General features: G+C 62.2%; 17 protein-coding genes. 4 read left to right on the top strand and 13 right to left on the bottom strand.

The features are described from left to right. The first annotated feature begins 215 nt into the window (after window positions 1-215). Entirely contained in the window at window positions 216-1,685 is a 1,470-nt protein-coding gene (locus ABR948_RS05250) for an MmgE/PrpD family protein (RefSeq protein WP_428114390.1), read from the top strand. Window positions 1,686-1,736: 51 nt separating this feature from the next. Here the strand turns inward: ABR948_RS05250 and ABR948_RS05245 are convergent, their stop codons facing one another. From ABR948_RS05245 to ABR948_RS05225, 5 genes are all read right to left on the bottom strand, one after another. After that, window positions 1,737-2,786: a hypothetical protein gene (locus ABR948_RS05245; RefSeq protein WP_428114389.1), complete on the bottom strand. Its 1,050-nt coding sequence runs from the start codon at window positions 2,784-2,786 to the stop codon at window positions 1,737-1,739. 90 nt (window positions 2,787-2,876) lie between these two features. Then, window positions 2,877-3,119, bottom strand: a complete 243-nt coding sequence (locus ABR948_RS05240; protein WP_428114388.1) for a hypothetical protein — start codon at window positions 3,117-3,119, stop codon at window positions 2,877-2,879. Window positions 3,120-3,330: 211 nt separating this feature from the next. Then, entirely contained in the window at window positions 3,331-3,534 is a 204-nt protein-coding gene (locus tag ABR948_RS05235) for a hypothetical protein (protein WP_428114387.1), read from the bottom strand. A 259-nt stretch (window positions 3,535-3,793) separates the two neighbouring features. After that, window positions 3,794-5,416 carry an MDR family MFS transporter gene (locus tag ABR948_RS05230; protein ID WP_428114386.1) on the bottom strand — a complete coding sequence of 541 codons (1,623 nt, stop codon included), beginning with the start codon at window positions 5,414-5,416 and terminating at the stop codon, window positions 3,794-3,796. Window positions 5,417-5,436: 20 nt separating this feature from the next. Beyond that, a complete protein-coding gene (locus ABR948_RS05225) occupies window positions 5,437-6,591 on the bottom strand; it encodes an HlyD family secretion protein (RefSeq protein WP_428114385.1) in 1,155 nt (384 codons plus the stop codon). A 141-nt stretch (window positions 6,592-6,732) separates the two neighbouring features. On the opposite strand from ABR948_RS05225, the gene ABR948_RS05220 reads away from it, so the two are divergent. Further along, window positions 6,733-7,644, top strand: coding sequence for a LysR family transcriptional regulator (locus ABR948_RS05220; protein ID WP_428114384.1), 912 nt, complete (start codon window positions 6,733-6,735; stop codon window positions 7,642-7,644). A 292-nt stretch (window positions 7,645-7,936) separates the two neighbouring features. Here ABR948_RS05220 and ABR948_RS05215 read toward each other — a convergent pair whose 3' ends face one another. The 7 genes from ABR948_RS05215 to ABR948_RS05185 form a co-directional block, all read right to left on the bottom strand. After that, window positions 7,937-8,152, bottom strand: coding sequence for a hypothetical protein (locus ABR948_RS05215; RefSeq protein WP_428114383.1), 216 nt, complete (start codon window positions 8,150-8,152; stop codon window positions 7,937-7,939). Between the two features lie 204 nt (window positions 8,153-8,356). Then, window positions 8,357-9,316 (bottom strand): polyphosphate kinase 2 family protein, encoded by a 960-nt coding sequence (locus ABR948_RS05210; protein ID WP_428114382.1) that lies wholly within the window; start codon window positions 9,314-9,316, stop codon window positions 8,357-8,359. A gap of 156 nt (window positions 9,317-9,472) precedes the next feature. Then, complete coding sequence (locus tag ABR948_RS05205; RefSeq protein WP_428114381.1) at window positions 9,473-10,174, bottom strand: NUDIX hydrolase; 702 nt, start codon at window positions 10,172-10,174, stop codon at window positions 9,473-9,475. Between the two features lie 15 nt (window positions 10,175-10,189). Beyond that, window positions 10,190-11,218, bottom strand: coding sequence for an ABC transporter substrate-binding protein (locus tag ABR948_RS05200; protein WP_428114380.1), 1,029 nt, complete (start codon window positions 11,216-11,218; stop codon window positions 10,190-10,192). Between the two features lie 160 nt (window positions 11,219-11,378). After that, window positions 11,379-12,167 (bottom strand): ABC transporter permease, encoded by a 789-nt coding sequence (locus ABR948_RS05195; protein ID WP_428114379.1) that lies wholly within the window; start codon window positions 12,165-12,167, stop codon window positions 11,379-11,381. Window positions 12,168-12,356: 189 nt separating this feature from the next. After that, complete coding sequence (locus ABR948_RS05190; protein WP_428114378.1) at window positions 12,357-12,923, bottom strand: YbhB/YbcL family Raf kinase inhibitor-like protein; 567 nt, start codon at window positions 12,921-12,923, stop codon at window positions 12,357-12,359. Between the two features lie 118 nt (window positions 12,924-13,041). Beyond that, a complete protein-coding gene (locus ABR948_RS05185) occupies window positions 13,042-13,878 on the bottom strand; it encodes an ABC transporter ATP-binding protein (RefSeq protein WP_428114377.1) in 837 nt (278 codons plus the stop codon). A gap of 141 nt (window positions 13,879-14,019) precedes the next feature. On the opposite strand from ABR948_RS05185, the gene ABR948_RS05180 reads away from it, so the two are divergent. Further along, window positions 14,020-14,811: an ATP-binding cassette domain-containing protein gene (locus ABR948_RS05180; RefSeq protein WP_428114376.1), complete on the top strand. Its 792-nt coding sequence runs from the start codon at window positions 14,020-14,022 to the stop codon at window positions 14,809-14,811. Beyond that, the gene (locus ABR948_RS05175; RefSeq protein ID WP_428114375.1) at window positions 14,808-16,367 is read left to right on the top strand and encodes an ABC transporter permease/substrate-binding protein; all 1,560 of its coding nucleotides are present in this window, start codon (window positions 14,808-14,810) and stop codon (window positions 16,365-16,367) included. The genes ABR948_RS05180 and ABR948_RS05175 overlap by 4 nt, the downstream gene beginning before the upstream one ends. A gap of 154 nt (window positions 16,368-16,521) precedes the next feature. On the opposite strand, the gene ABR948_RS05170 is transcribed toward ABR948_RS05175, so the two are convergent. Continuing rightward, window positions 16,522-17,104, bottom strand: a 583-nt coding sequence (locus ABR948_RS05170) for a hypothetical protein (RefSeq protein ID WP_428114374.1), incomplete at its 5' end; no start/stop codon positions are given.

Below are 17,104 nucleotides of genomic sequence, written 5' to 3'. Positions count from 1 at the left end.
TCGTATCCTTTCCCGGTCTGTCGGGAGACCTTTCGATGATTCCTGACAAGATTCAAGTTACGCCACGGCTTGGCGGCCATTCCGCAATGCCGCCCTCTCTGCCAGCCGTGCGACCAGCTTGCGCTTTAAACCAGGCGCAAGCGGCTGGATTGCTTGCGCGCAGCGGGCTATCCTGACCGGCAGCAAAACCAGGATCTCGCCGAGGAGCTTTATACATGTCGACGACCGATCGCAGGACCGTGCTGCAGGCTGCAGCAGCGCTTCCCATCGCTGTGGCTGCCTCGGGCACGGCTTTCGCGCAAGCGACCGACGCTGCGTCCGGCGTCCCCGCCAAGGCGCCTGCGCCGAAGGACGTCACCCGCACCCTCGCCCACTATCTGGTCACCGCGCAATATGACGATCTTCCGGCCAATGTCCGCAGGGAAGGCGTGCGAACGCTGTTGAACTGGGTCGGCGTCGCGATCGGCGGATCGCATCATCAAACCGTCGATATCGCGGTCTCGGCACTGGCGCCGTTTTCCGGTCCGGCGCAGGCCTCGCTGTTCGGGCGCCGCGAGCGCTTCGATATCATGAATGCGGCCTTCATCAACGGCGTGTCGAGCCACATCTTTGACTATGACGACACCCATCTGAAAACCATCATCCATCCGGCCGGCCCGGTAGCGTCAGCCATTCTCGCGTTGTCGGAACTGCAGCCGGTCTCGGGCAAGGAGTTTCTCAATGCGCTGGTGCTCGGCGTCGAGACCGAGTGCCGGATCGGAAACTCGGTTTATCCCAACCACTACGATGTCGGCTGGCACATCACCGGCACCGCCGGGGTGTTCGGGTCGGCGGCGGCGGTCGGCAAATTGTTGAAGCTGAACGAACAGCAGATGGTGTGGGCGCTCGGCCTCGCCGCGTCGCAGCCGGTCGGCCTGCGCGAGTCCTTCGGCTCGATGAACAAGAGCTTCAATCCCGGCAAGGCCGCCAGCAACGGCATCTTCGCGGCGATGCTGGCTTCGAAGAATTTCACCTCTTCCGACGGCATGATCGAAGCCAAGCGCGGCTGGGCCAACGCCATCAGCACCAAGCAGGACTACAATGAAATTCTCGGCGACCTCGGCAAGCGTTACGAGTCCACGCTGAACACCTACAAGCCGTTCGCCTGCGGGATCGTGATGCATCCGGCGATCGATGCCGCGATACAGCTGCGCAACGAGAACAGACTGACCGCCGACCAGATCGAGCGCGTCGATCTCAAGGTGCATCCGCTGGTGATCGAACTGACCGGCAAGAAGACCCCGCGCGAAGGGCTCGAAGGCAAATTCAGCATCTATCACGCCGTCGCGGTCGCGCTGGTCGAAGGCGCGGGCGGAGAGAAGCAATTCAGCGACCGGGCCGTGAACGATCCGACAATTGTCGCCCTGCGGGCCAAGGTGAATCCGGTGATCACGCCGGGCATCGATGCGGCGCAGGTCGATATGACGGTGGTGCTCAAGGATGGCCGCCAGCTCCATCGCTACATCGAGCACGCCATTGGCAGCGTGGAGAAGCCAATGACCGACCAGCAACTCGAAACCAAGTTCTCGGATCTGGCGGATGGCATCATTCCGGCACCGGCGATCCGCCGGGTGATGGATGCCTGTTGGAACATCGAGAATTTGCCGAGCGCCGCTGAAATCGCGAAAATGTCGGTCTCGGCCTGAGCGCGTAGCGCGAGGCCGGACCGCTTCAGGACATTCCCGGCGCAAAACGACCTATTGGGCTGGAGGCGCGGCCCTGTTGGCGTTGCCCACCGCATTGCCGACCTGCAGCGCCAGGTGGCTGTTGTTGGTTTGCGTGTTTTGCGGCCCGATCGTGATGATGAGATCGTGCGTGCGCGTGCGGCCGGTATTGAAGAACGGCGATGACCCTGTGTTGGCGGATACGCGTACCAGCTTCCAAGTCGGTGTCACGTTCGCGCTCGATACGATCACGAATTTGATTTCATAGGAGACCGCGTCCTTGCCGGGATTGCCGGTTGCGCCACCGCTGCCGCTTCCACCCCCACTACTGCCGCTACCGCTTCCTCCGCCGCTACTTCCTGCGCCCGCTCCGCCGCCGCCACCTGGCAACGGCGCAGGCGGTGATCCGACCGAGGCCAGTGCGGTCGACACTTCCATCGCTCCCAGAAGCCAATCCTTGATTCCCAGATCGCCTTCGAGGATGAGCGGTGAGCTGGTAGCGGCTGTCCAGCCAAGGTCCATGAGAGGATCCTTGCCGGGCCTGCATATGGAAGCGGGGCTGTCGGGGATCATCAGGAACGCGATCGACCAGAACGGGTCGAATTTATCGATCCGCGTGGCCGTCGATGAGAACGTGCCGCCGAAGCCGAGACCGAAGGACTGGGCGGTGGTAACCGTATTGCCCGGACCAAATACATTTGTGGCGTTGGGGATCACCTGGTTCAGGGTAACACCGGGGCTTAGCCCCGAGGTCTCGTCGACCTGCAGGCTCAGACTTACCTGCGCCCCCCAGTCCATCGGAATCAGGCCGTGCTGCACGACGCGCAACTTCCCAGGAGGGCCTCCGAGCAGGTTAATTTTGTTGACCTGCTGGACCGCGTCCTTCAGCTGGCAATAGACATGTTTTTTGATCTCGAATTCGATCTGCGCGGCGCCTGGAACCTTCGCCTGTGTCGGTGGCTGAGCGTCGGGCGGCTTGTCGACGTCCCAGGCCTCTTTGATGTCCGGAACGGTGAGTCCGCAGCTTGCCGATAGACCGCCGGCAAGCATGATTGCGAGTACATGGACGCGCTGCCTGCGCATGGCCAATTACCTACAATGCAAATTACCTACACTACAAATACCCACGATGTATCTGGAATGCGACGTTGATCTCGTTCCGGGGATCAGCGCTTATTTCTGCGGCGCACTCTTTGAATTCTTCATCTGTTCGAGATTTTCGTTATTCCACCGTTGAATCGTCTGAAATTGCTCGTCAGTCAGAAAACCCTTGATGATGTGCGAGCAAATCTGTCCTCCGAGCACCCCGCCGGTGCACTGCGGCGGCGCGGGCGCTTTCTTCGCCATGGCTTGCGAAGTCAGCAATTCGAAAATCACCAAAGCTCCAACGATCGCGGTTGCTCGACGGTTTCTCATGGCCACCCCCTGTCATCTGTCGCGTTGAACCCGACAATTCGTCCCCACAGGCCATGCAATCTTAAAGCGAAATATCCTTCAACACAACAAGATTTCGGGGAAGCGTCGCCGGCGCCTGGCGCACCTTTTGAATTCCCGCAGCGAGGCCCTGTCGACGCGCGCAAAGAAAAAGCCCCGGGAGCGCCGGGGCTTTTCTTCGATGGAGCGGAGTTCAGCGACCCGCGGGCGCCGAGAACCCGCCGCTGTAGCGTGACAACTCCGACTCGGCAGGCGCTGCATAAGCGTTGCTGTTGCGGAACTGCTCGCTCGCCGGTGCGGTCTTGCGGGCGTGATGGTGTTCGGCGGCAACGGCGGTTTGCGCTGATAATGCCGCAATCACCGAAGCGCCGAGGATGCTGAGAATGGTCTTTCGCATGGTGTTCTCCCTTCCTATGTCTTGCAGAACGTCGCCGATGGCGTCTTCTGTTCACTATACATAGCGATGGTCGGGCGATCCGATAATCCGCGGAATTTGGAATAGACTGTTCCGTGGGACTGGATAATCCGGCGGGCAATATGTTCCATCGCGGGACACCGCCGGTTCCCGACGCGTGAATCATGAACGGCCCGATACAGCGACTTTTCGATCGCCGTATCAGGCCGGGCTTCAACCGGCATTGCTTCAACCGGTGTTGTCAGTGCGCGCCGCCGGCTTCGAGGTGACCGGGCTTGCGGAGCAGCACGGTCGCGATCAGTGCGACGATCAGCGTGACGCCCAGAAGATAGAACGTGTCGCTGAAGGCCAGGATGAAGGCCTGCTTCTGCACGGTTTGACCGATGGCGACCAGTGCGCGGTGCGATGCGTCCACCGGATCGAGAACGCCGTGATTGATGAAATACTGCGTCAGCGCTTCAATCCGGGTGCGGGTGGCCTGTTCGAACAGCGAAACCGGCTGCATCAACACATTGGAATGATACTGCTCGCGCTTGGTCAGAAACGTCTGCAATATGGCGATGCCGATCGCGCCGCCGAGATTGCGCATCATGTTGAACAGCGCGGATGCGGAGCCGGCGTTTTCAGCTTCGATACCGGCGGTCGCGACGGCTGAAAGTGGTGCGAACGCCAGCGCCTGGCCGGCGGCGCGGATCACGTTGGGCCAGAACAACTGGTCGGAACCGTAGTCGGTCGTCATGTAGATGTTCATGAAATTGCTGACGGCGAACAGCGCAAACCCGACGCTGATCACGAGGCGCGAATCGAAGCGCTTCATCAACCGCGGCACCAGCGGGATCAACGCCAGTTGCGGCAATCCGGTCCAGGCCAGCACCATCCCGATCTGTTCGGCGTTGTATCCCTGGATGCGTGACAGATAGACCGGCATGATGAATACCGAGCCGTACAAAGCGACGCCGAGCAGGAAATTGGCGAGGCTGCCTAAACCGAAATCGCGCCGCGCCAGCAGCCGCAGGTTCAGCAGCGGCTTATTGCTGCGCAGTTCGACCCACAGGAACAGCGCCAGCGCGATGGCGGCGATGATCGACAGCCGCACGATGAACGGCGATCCGAACCAGTCGTCCTTGTTGCCCTCCTCGAGCACCGTCTGAAGCGCGCCCAGACCGACCGCCATGGTGATGATGCCCGGCCAATCGCCCTGGCGCAGCAGTTCCAGCTTCATGGGCCTGGCTTCCAGCGAAACCCACAGCATCGCGATCATCAGCGCGCCCGGCGCGAGATTGACATAGAAGATGTACTGCCAGCCCCAGTTTTCGGTGAGGTAGCCGCCGATGGTCGGGCCGATGGCCGGCGCGAAGGTCGCCGACAGCGCGAACAGCGCAAGACCCACGGGCTGCTTGGCCTTCGGCAACAGCGTGATGATCAGCGTGAAGGCCATCGGGATCAGCACGCCGCCGGCAAATCCCTGCAGCGCGCGCAGCGCAATCATCTGCGGCAGATCCTGCGCCAGGGCGCAGGCGGCGGAAAACGCGAGAAACAGGATCGCGTTGGTCAGGAGATAGACGCGGATCGAGAACACTTGCGCGAGCCAGCCGCTCAAGGGGATCACGATGATCTCGGCGATCAGGTAAGAGGTCGAAATCCAGCCGCCATCATCGATGCCGGCGCCGATCGCACCCTGGATGTTCTCCAGCGATGCGTTGACGATCTGGATGTTGAGCACCGCCATGAAGGCGCCGAGCGTGGCGCCGATCACCGCAAGCCAGGTCCGGGCCGAAACCGAAGGCGTTGCCTGCGGCGCGCGGCTTTTCGGTGAATGATCGGATAGTTCGACGCTTTCGATGGTGGTCGTGAGCGCGGTCATGTTGGCCTCCCCTTGACGGCTCAGCCGCCATGCAACCGCGCCAGAGCGAGGTGCGATACGGGCTTGCTGTTCGGCTCCTGCTCGGCGAGCACAGTCGCCTTGGTGTTGATGACGGGCTCGGCAGACATGCCCGGACGAAGCAGGCCGGTCAGGCGGTGATCGTCGAGCACGATCTTCACGGGAACACGCTGCACGATCTTGGTGAAGTTGCCGGTCGCATTATCCGGCGGCAGCAGCGCGAATTCGAGCCCGCTCGCCGGAGACAGGCTGTCGACGTGGCCCCTGAGCCGGGTGCCGTGGAAACTGTCGATCTGGATTTCCACCGGCTGGCCGTCGCGCACATGGGTAAGCTGGGTTTCCTTGAAATTGGCCACGACATAGACCGCGTCGAGCGGGACCACCGCCATCAATTGCGTTCCGGCCTGCACGAATTGGCCGACCCGGAGCGAGCGCGCGCCGATCGTGCCGTCGACCGGAGCCGATATCTGCGTATAGGACAGGTTCAGCGCGGCCTGTTGTTCGACCGCGCGGGCGTGATCCAGTTGCGCCACCGCCTTGGCGCGGTCGGTGGTGAGAACGTCGACCTTCTTTTCCGCCGCAAGCAGACCGGATTTGCCGTGCTGCAACTGTGCGATTTTTTCGCGCAGTGCCGCGTCGGTCTGCTGCGCGCGCTGGATGGTGCCGGAGCCGGACTTCATCAGGCCGTCGTAACGGACCTGTTCTTCGCTCGCGAATTGCAGATTGGCTTCGGCGGCGGCGACGTCGGCGGTTTCCTCCGCGATGACCGGCTGCTGCAGGGCGATCTGCGCATCGAGGTTGCGCACCGCGGCCTCAGCGCCTGCGACGTCGGCGTGGGCCTGGTTGAGCGCGGTTCTGAAATCGCGATCGTCGATCCGGGCCAGCACCTGTCCCGCCGTCACCGGCTGGTTGTCGCCGACCAGGACTTCCGCGAGATAACCGGACACTTTCGGCGAGACGATCGTGGAGTCGGCCTTGACATAGGCGTCGTCGGTCGATTCCAGGTACCGCCCGGTGGTAAGATAGCCGTAACCGAAGTCGGCGGCGCCGGCGGCGCCGATCGCCAGTGCCAACGCGAGAGCCACGCGCTTGATCGCCTGCCGCGACGGGCGAAACTGCGTTTTCGCATTCGAATCAGTGACATAAGATAAGGCCATGACATTCGCTTCCCAAAGGTCGGCCCCTCCCCAAAGGAGGTGCCTGTGGTTTGACCCCCTAGATGCAATGTCCCGCGCGATATGATAATGGCCAAAGAAGTGGAAGGATTATCCAGTGTGAGCGGATAATCGGAGACACTGATGGATAGGCTGACCAGTCTGACGACGTTCGTCCGGGTCGTTGATAGCGGCGGTTTTTCAGCGGCCGGACGTCGCCTGAACATGTCGACCACGATGGTGAGCAACCACGTTAACGCGCTCGAGGAACGGCTCGGGGCGCGGCTGCTTAATCGCACGACGCGCAAGGTGAGCCTGACCGAGGTCGGAAAGGCCTATTACGATCGCTGCACGCAGATACTTGCCGACCTCGAACAGGCCGACGACATCGCCGGCGCCTTGCAATCGACGCCGCGCGGCACGCTGCGCATCTACACCGCTACCCATATGGTCCCGTTCGTGGCACCGGCGGTTGCCGAATTTCTCGCCTCCTACCCCGACGTCAAGATCGACCTGACCATGGGTGAACGCGAGATCGACATGGTCGACGAGGGCATCGATCTGGCGATCCGGCTCGCACCGCCGCCGGATTCCAGCCTGATTGTGCGCCGTCTCGCGACATGGCGGCATGTGCTGTGTTGTTCGCCGGCCTATCTCAAGAAGCACGGGCCGGTGCAGCAATTATCCGAACTCTCAGACCATAATTGCGTTCGCCACGTCCTTTATCCCTATAGCGATGGCTGGCATTTCCTGAATCCTGAGGGCGCGCCGGTGTCGGTCCGGATCTCCGGCAATCTGCTCACCAATAGTGGCGAGGCGCTGCGGCTGGCCGCCCTGCAGGGGATCGGTATTGCTCTGGCCGCGGGATTCCTGGTCGCCGACGATCTCCAATCCGGCCGTCTGGCCCGCCTGTTGCCGGACTACCGGCCGGTGGAACTGACGATGAATGCGGTCTATCCACATCGCCATCATCTGTCGGCGAAGGTCCGCAGCTTCATCGATCTTCTCGTGCGCCACAGTGCCGAGCATCAGAAGCTGATCAATCCATTTTCTTGAACCCGTCATCCGGAACGCAAGTTCGTCGCATTATAAATCCGTGCCCTGGCAGGCATTACCGTGTCATCGTCCCACCTTCTCTCACATGAGCATCAGCCGCTTATTAACCCTGGTTTCTTGAACGAGGCGAGCATCGAGCCTTTTCGATGCTCGTCTAGTTTGGAGGAGGCGCGCGACGCAGAAACCAGTCGCGCAATCGGCACGCCCCTATGTCGTTCCGGATTGGAATATCCGCTCTCCGCCGATTGTGTTGCGGGAATCATCGGCGGAACGCAGGTAACTCGCCTGAGAGTCAGTTAAAGGTGTTTCTGCGATCGAAGTCGACATTGCCGTTCGCGACGCTGTTCGCACGGCCTTCAATTGAGTTGTTGGCGTTACGGAACTGCTGGCTCGCCGATATCGGCGCACGGTACGCTTTGCGCACATGATGCTCCGACGCTGTGGCCATTTGAACCGCCGATCCGGAAATCAGCAACACTCCGAGAATGGTTAGAATTGTCTTTCGCATGGTCCTCTCCTGTTACACGATATCACGAAGCGATTTTGCCTCGCGTCGCTCAGAGATGGAGCCAGACGGCTGATCTGATAATCGGTGGAAATGGGGAAGGACTATCAACCGGGAGCGGATAAACAGCTAACAGGACAACTCAGCCATGCATCAGAAGCTGATCAATCCATTTTCTTGAGCCGAGGCGATGCGTGCATCGCCGATCTAGCCACCCTTCGTCGCCGTCTTCGCGACCCGCACGGGCCGCTTCCTGCCGCCCTTGCCTTCGTGCTCCAGCGCGCTGCGCACCGCTTTGAATTCCTGCAGCGAGGCCTTGTCGACGCGCGGAAACTTCAGATTGAGCCCGTCAAGCGCGCTGACGATCGCAGATCCGATCACCACCCGCGCGAACCATTTGTGATCGGCCGGCACCACATACCAGGGCGCCGCCACCGTCGAAGTGTGCCTGACGATGTCCTGATACACCGCCTGATACCTGTTCCACCGCGCGCGCTCGGTGATGTCAGCCATCGAGAATTTCCAGTTCTTCGCGGGCTGGTCCAGCCGGTCGAGAAATCGCGCGCGCTGCTCCTTTTTCGACACATTGAGGAAGAACTTGAGAATGATGGTGCCGTTATGCGCGAGATAGCGCTCGAACGCGGTGATATCCGCGAACCGCTCGCACCAGATGTTCTTGGTCACCAGCGAAGGCGGGATCTTCTCCTTGGTGAGCAGTTCCGGATGTACCCGCGTCACCAGGCATTCTTCGTAATAGGAGCGGTTGAAGATGCCGATGCGGCCACGCGCGGGCAGCGCGATCACGCTGCGCCACATGAAATCATGGTTGAGTTCATGCACTGTCGGCTGCTTGAACGACGTGACCTCGCAGCCCTGCGGATTGACGCCGTCGAAAATGCTCTTGATCGCGCTGTCCTTGCCCGCCGCATCCATGCCCTGAAAGATCAAGAGCAACGACCAGCGATCCTGCGCGTAGAGCTTTTCCTGAAAATCGCTCAAGCGTTTACGATTGGCGTCGAGGATCTTTTCGCCTCTGTCCTTGTCGAGGCCGCCTCTGTCATTGGTCTTGTACGACCTCAGATGAAACGTGCCCGATCCGTCAAACCGGAACGGCGCGATAAAGGGTTTCAGCTGGACACCGAGAGACGGCGCGGGTTTTTTGCTCATGAGGTCGGGACTCCGGTTCGGCGCGGAAACGAAGGTATAGGGCGGGAGTGATCCAAGCCAGACTTTCACTCCGTCATTCCGGGATGGTCCGAAGGACCAGACCCGGAATCTCGAGATTCCGGGTTCGATGCTTCGCATCGCCCCGGAATGACATCGCTACGCCGAAAACTGCTGCTCGATAAACGCCGTGATAAAACGCGGCATCGCCGCGGTGAGATCGGAGGCCCGGCGCACCAGATGGATGGCGGTGAGTTCGGGCTGGTGCTGCGCCGCCAGCGTGGCTTCGATCCGCGCCCGCACCGCTTCGCCCGGCAGATCGACGTTCAAGATCCTGATCATCGCAATGCTCGCGCCGGTCACGACGCAATCCCAGTGCAGGTCGGGCCTGTAATCGGCCGGTGTCAGCCCGGTTTCCTCCTCGATCTCGCGCGCCACGCTGCCGGGTATATCGACCGCACCATCGCGCAAATCCTCGGGGTCGGGCGTCCCGGCCGGAAAGTAAATCCGCCCGGCATTGGCGGTATGCTGGCCCATTTCGCCCATCACGAAGGCGCCGTCGGCGCAACGCAGCGCGCCCATGCCAAAGCCGTTGAACGCGCCCGCCTCCGGAAAACCCCAGTCGCGCCAGGCCAGCAGACTGGCGAAATCGGTCTCGAAATAACTGGCGCGGAAGCGATCGCCGGTGAAGCTGGGATCGCGACCCAGCAGCACGCGGCCATTCCAGATTTGCGGAGTCTCGCGCTGTTTGAGCGCAAAATGCGCGTCGATCTCGCCGCGCCGCGCTTCGGCGAATGGCCACCGCCACGGCTGGAAACCCAGATCAAGCTGCGAGACCCGATGAATGACCGGTGGCGTCATGTTATCCGGCACTTTTCACTTCGCATTCATGCCCGTCGTCTTGCTGGCCTGCTCGACATATTTGTTGGTCCAGGTCTTGAGAACGTCGACATTGGCCTTGGCGACATCGGGCGAGCTCTCGCTGAACACCGCGAGCACCGCGTCGGCGCCCTTGGGATCCATCTTGCCGGTTTCCGAATACATCGGGATCGTGTTCTTGAGCGCCGCGAGATAAAGCTCCTTGTTCTTGCCGACCATTTCCGGCGGCATTTTCGCCATGACATCCTCCGGCGAATGCGCATGGATCCAGGCCAGCGTATTCAGGATCGCGTTGGTCAGGGCCTGAACTTCCTTGTCATGCGCCGATATCCACGCCGTCGTCGAATACAGCGCGCCGCCCGGATATTCGCCGCCGAACACGTCAAGCGTGTCTTTCTGCGTGCGCGTATCGGACAGAATGCGCAGCTCCGGATGGCCGCCCTGCAACACCGTGACCGACGGGTCCAGCATCACCGCCGCGTCGATCTGGCCCTGCTCCATCGCCGCGACGGAAGTGGCGCCAAGGCCGACGCCAATGACGGCGGTGCTGGCGGGATCGACGCCGTTTTTCTTCAGGAGATATTTGAGAAAGAAATCGGTCGAGGAACCCGGCGCGCTGATGCCGACCTTCTTGCCGGCCAGATCCTTGATCGATTTGATCTCGCTGGTGTGCATCGGCGACACCACCAGGACCAGCCCGGGATAGCGGTCATAGACCACGAAACTCTGCAGTTCCTGCTTCTTGGCGGCGAGATTGACGCAGTGGTCGAAATAGCCCGATACCACGTCGGCGCTGCCGCCGAGCACGGCCCTGAGCGCATCCGAGCCGCCCTTGAGGTCGACCAGTTCGACGGCCAGGCCGGCCTTCTCGAACTCGCCGAGTTGCTGCGCCAGCACGGTCGGCAGATAGCACAGGCAGGCGCCGCCGCCGACCGCGATCGTCACCTTGGCCTGTGCCGCCGCCAGATCGCACACCAGCACCAGCGCCAGCAGCGTCGCGGCCAGCCGTCCGAATATCGTCCTCATGAGTATCTCCGGTCTGTTGCGGCGCAGGATAGAGCAGTGTGCGCACCTTGAGAAGGTGCCTATGCTCCCTCAGCGTCATTGCGAGCGGAGCGAAGCAATCCAGCCTTGCTTTGCCGCTCTATGGATTGCTTCGCTGGCGCTCGCAATGACGGATAGGGATCTACCCCCGGCCCTCGGCCACACTCGGGCGCCAGACCAGCAGGCGCCGCTCGACCATCGTCACCATGATATCGATCAGGATCACGAACACCGACAGCACGAACATGCCGGCGAAAACGCCGGCGACGTCGAACACGCCTTCGGCCTGCTGGATCAGATAGCCGAGCCCGGCCGCCGAGCCGAGATATTCGCCGACCACCGCACCAACCACCGCGAAGCCCACCGAGGTGTGCAGCGAGGAAAACATCCACGACAACGCCGAGGGCCAGTAGACGTGGCGCATCAGCTGGCGCTCGCTCATGCCGAGCATGCGGCCGTTGTCGAGCACGGTCCTGGAGACCTCCTTGACGCCCTGATAGACGTTGAAGAACACGATGAAGAACACCAGGGTGACGCCGAGCGCGACCTTCGACCAGATGCCGAGGCCCAGCCACAGCGTGAAGATCGGCGCCAGCACCACGCGCGGCAGCGCGTTGGCCATCTTCACATAGGGATCGAACACCGCCGCGACCCGGGGCTGGCGCGCAAACCAGAAGCCGACCATGACGCCACCGAACGATCCGATCGCGAAAGCGAGGATCGACTCCCACAGCGTGATCGCGAGGTGCTTCCAGATCACGCCGGTGGAGAACCACTCGAAGATCTGGCTGCCGACATCGACCGGATTGGAAAAGAAGAACGGCGGCAGCAGCGTGTGCCCGAACATCGGCACGGTAGCCAGGAGCTGCCACAGCCCGAGACCGACCACCGCGACCAGCAACTGAAAGATGAGCAGCGTCAAGCGCGACATCGCGAATATTCTCTTTCGTCGTCCCGGCGAACGCCGGGACCCATAGCCACCGGCGTTTGTTGTTGCAGAAGGCCTCTCACACATCGCCTAAACGACAGAAGACGGAGTATGGGTCCCGGCGTTCGCCGGGACGACGTGGGGATAGACCTACTCTCTGCCGCAAGGAAGAGAGTAGGTGCAGATTTGGTATTACGGCTTGGAGAAGGTGCCGATCAAACCGGTCGCGACCTTGACGTGACCATCGAGCGCCTTGATCACCTCGTCACGCGTCAGTCCGGGCGCGAGCGCCGTCGGCTCGAGGTCGGTCGCCATCAGCGTGAGGGTGTAGTGATGCGGCGCGCCGGGAGGGGTGCAGGGTCCGAAATAGGTCGACAGTTTCATCAGGCTGGTGCCGCCGACATATTTGTCGCTCGGCTTCGACACTTCGCCTTCGGCAAAGCCGGTGACCGATGCTGGAATGCCATAGGCCACCCAATGGCTGACGCCGCCGGGGGGACGGCCTTCCGGATCGAACATCAGCAGTGCGAAACTCTTGGTGCCTTCCGGCGGGTTCGACCAGGACAGGGCCGGCGAGACGTTCTCGCCGACGCAGTTCGGATTGGATTTGTTGTTGCCGGCGTTCTTCACCGCCAGCCGCTCGCCGTCCTTGAAGCTCGGCGACGTCAGGGTGAAAGCGGCCTGCGCGTTGGCATCGTGAGCACCGCACAAACCCGCCAGCGCGACGGTAACGGCGAGAACTGAACCACGTAAAAGCATGTCGTCTCCTCTTAATATTGTTGGCGATACGAGTGTAAAGCGAAGCGAGTGTAACCTTCGACACATCCAGATCAAGGCAACGTCGCAGATCAAGGCAACATCCGCGATCAAGGCGACGTCACCCGGCCGCTGCCGGCGCTTGAGCTGATTGTGCGTAGCCTTTCAACACCTCATCCTTGAGAACACTCCATATCTCACGATGAAGTGAGTGAAATTCCCTGTCCATCCGGACCTCCAGAATATCGCGCGGCCGCGCCAGCGGCACGCGCCAGTCGCCGATGATGCGCGCGCCGGGCCCGGCCGACATGATCACCACGCGATCCGCCAGCGCGATCGCCTCTTCGAGATCGTGGGTCACGAACAGCACCGCCTTGCGGTCGGCATTCCACAGTTGCAGCAGCAAATTGCCCATGATCTGGCGGGTCTGGGCATCGAGCGGCCCGAACGGCTCGTCCATCAGCAGAATCTTGGGATCGCGGATCAAGACCTGCGCGAGGCCGATACGCTTGCGTTGCCCGCCCGACAGCATATGCGGATAGCGATTGCCGAACGCCCCGAGCCCCACCTGAGTGAGCCAGCCTTGCGCGCGTTCCAGCGCCTCTCCGCGCGGCGTGCCCGTGATCTCAAGCCCGATGGCGACGTTGTCGATCGCGGTCTTCCAGGGAAACAGCGCATCGGCCTGGAACAGGTAACCGGCCTGCCGGTTGAGGCCGGTGAGCGGCGCATCGAAGATGCGCACGCTTCCCGATACCGGCTTGAGCAGGCCGGCGGCGACATTGAGCAGCGTCGATTTTCCGCATCCGGTGGGCCCGACAATGGCGACGAACTCGCCATCCTCGACCGCCAGCCGGGCCTGCTCGACCGCGGTGTAAACACGGTTGCCGGCAACACGGAATGCCACCGTCGCGTTGTCGAGCGCGACCGCCGTCGATACTGCGGTAACACCCGCCTGCACGCGCTTCCCCGATACTGCCTTGTTGCGATGGGTGGATTACCGCGAACGCCACCACAATTCAACCGATACGGCCCACCGACCGGCCATCCGCGGACGGCCGGCTGGCTTGGTTGCCTCCCGGCGCTGTGATAGTCCCACGATATGACCGCGGCCCCGCCCCTGATCGCATTCGCGCATGTCGGCAAGAGCTTTGACGGCGGCCGCCTGAAGGCCGTGGACGACGTCTCGCTCGAGGTCGCCGAGGGCGAATTTCTCGCCATCGTCGGCGGCTCCGGCTCCGGCAAGACCACACTGCTGCGACTGGCGAACCGGCTGATCGATGCCGATACCGGCCACATCACGGTCGAGGGCGAGGACGTGCGCGCGGCCGACCCGGTTTCGTTGCGCCGCCGCATCGGCTATGTGTTCCAGAGCGGCGGGCTTTTCCCGCATATCAGCGTCGCCGGCAATATCGGGATCACGCCGAAACTGCTGGGCACGCCGACGGCGGAGATCGCCGCGCGGGTCGACCAATTGCTCGATCTGGTGCGGCTCGATCGCGCGCAATACCGCGATCGCTTCCCGCATGAATTGTCCGGCGGCCAGCGCCAGCGGGTCGGCGTCGCCCGGGCGCTGGCGGCACGGCCGCGGATCGTGCTGATGGACGAGCCGTTCGGCGCGCTCGATCCCCTCACCCGCGATGCGCTCGGCGACGACTATCGCGCGTTGCACAGCAGGCTCGGGCTGACCACGGTCATGATCACCCACGACATGACCGAGGCGATCCTGCTCGCCGACCGTATCGCCGTGATGCGCGCGGGCCGGCTATTGGCGCAGGGCACGCCGGCAGAGCTTTCCAGCAGCGACGACGGCTATGTCGGTGAACTCCTGCGCACGCCACGGCGGCAGGCCGAGCGGCTTAAAGTTCTGCTGCCGCGAGATGGCGCGGCATGAACCTGTTGTCCGATCCACGCTGGAACGAGGCGCTGGCGCATCTGCCGGATTATCTCGGCAATCATGTACGGGTCAGCGTCACGGCGCTGGCGCTGGGTCTCGCGATCAGCCTGCCGCTGGCGATTGCGGTACGCAATCGTCGAGTACCGCGCGGCGTGCTGCTCGGGCTCGCCAGCATCGTGCAGACGGTGCCGGGACTGGCGCTGCTGGCGCTGTTCTATCCGCTGCTGCTGGCGCTGGCGTCCTTGTCGCTGGCGTGGTTCGGCTTCGGTTTCTCGGCGTTCGGATTCCTGCCCGCGGTGCTGGCGCTCGCGCTCTATTCGATGCTGCCGGTGCTGCGCAACACCATCACCGGCCTCAAGGGCATCGACGCCGCAATCCTCGAGGCCGCGCAGGGCGTCGGCATGACGCCGCGCCAATCATTGTTGTCGGTAGAACTGCCGCTGGCGCTGCCGGTGATGATGGCGGGCATCCGCACCGCGGCGGTGTGGGTGATCGGCACCGCGACATTGTCGACACCCATAGGCCAGACCAGCCTCGGCAATTACATCTTTGCGGGCCTGCAGACCCAGAACTGGGTGTTCGTGCTGTTCGGCTGCCTCGCCGCCGCGGTGCTGGCGCTTGGCGTCGATCAATTGCTGGCCCTGATCGAAATCGGGATCCGCACGCGCCGCCGCTGGCGCACGATATCGGGCGGCATCGGCCTGGCGGCGCTGGTGCTGGCGACACTGGTGCCCTCGCTGGCGCGTTCGCCATCGAGCTATATTGTCGGCGCCAAGACCTTCGCCGAACAATATGTGCTCTCCGCTCTGATCGCGCAGCGGCTGCAGGCCGCGGGGCTTTCGGCGGGCACCCGCGAAGGCCTCGGCTCCAACGTGATTTTCGATGCGCTGGCGAGCGGCGACATCGACGTCTATGTCGATTATTCCGGCACGCTATGGGCCAACCAGTTCCACCACGGCGACATCAAGCCACGCGGGCAAGTGCTCGACGAATTGAAGGCCACGCTGGCGCAGCAGAAAATCACGCTGCTGGGCGAGCTCGGATTCGAGAACGCCTACGCGCTGGTGATGCCGCGCCAACGCGCCGAGGCGCTCGGCATTCACACCATCGCCGATCTCGCCTCAAAGACCGGGACGATGTCGATCGCGGCGGATTACGAATTCTTCTCGCGGCCGGAATGGGCCGGGTTGCAAAAGGCCTATGGGCTTTCGTTTCGCGCGCAGCGGCAGATGCAGCCGGACTTCATGTATGCCGCGGTCGCCTCCGGCGAGGTCGACGTGATCGCGGGCTACACCAGCGACGGATTGATTGCGAAATATGATCTGGTGGTGCTGGACGATGTCAGGCACGCGATCCCGCCCTACGACGCGATCCTGCTGCTGGCGCCGAAGCGTGCCGGCGATCAGGCGTTGGCGGCGGCACTGGCGCCACTGCTCGGCCACATCGACATATCCGCGATGCGCGAGGCCAATCTGCGCGCCGCCGGCGGCGACGGCGCATCGTCACCCGACGCCGTGGCGCGCTGGCTGTGGGACAAGATCGGTAAGCGGTAAGCGGCAATTGTAGGGTGGGCAAAGCGACCGGGTCGCGCGAATGCGCGCCCGATGATAAACTCCGCGTGCCCACCATTCTTCAACATGGCTTTGAATTCGGTGGGCACGGCGCAGTGCGCCTTTGCCCACCCTACGCTCTACGAACAGCGCGACGTCAGTGCAATGCTGCCCGCACCTTGCGCTTGAATTCCAGGCTATCGCTGTCGACGGTAATCATTCTTTCCCCATTGGCGTTGTCGAAATTGACGACGGTCACCTTGAGCTCCGCGTTGGGCATGTCCTTCAATTGCTTGTCATTCCAATCGCCGCGGGGCTGAAAGGTCAGTTGCTGCTTCTCGCGCGGCTCGAGACCGCCCTTGAAGGTTTGAACAAACTCCTGGGTGGCCCATGGAATAGAGCGGTTGGGGGTGGTCAGCACGACCCTGAAATAAGCCCGCAAAATGGGGAATTTGCCGTTGTTGCGAACTGAAAACTCGATGACAGGCTGTTCGACATAACCGCTTCTTCGCCAATAATAGTCGGGGGAACCAATTTCGACGGCTCCCAGCACATCCCCGGAATTCTGCAGCCTGGTCTCGGACTGCGCAATTTCGCTGTCCAGCCTGATGGACAGATTCTGGATGATGGTGGCCGCGCTCTCGCCATTGATCCTCGGCCCAAGCCGGGCGAGAATCAGATTTGGCGTCGGCGTTGCGATGTTCGGCGTGGTTTCGACGAACATGTATTTCAGGGCAACA

The organism is Bradyrhizobium sp. (assembly GCF_050014615.1).
In the GTDB taxonomy this organism is placed as follows: Bacteria; Pseudomonadota; Alphaproteobacteria; order Rhizobiales; family Xanthobacteraceae; genus Bradyrhizobium.
This window is presented reverse-complemented; position numbering and strand designations above follow the sequence as displayed.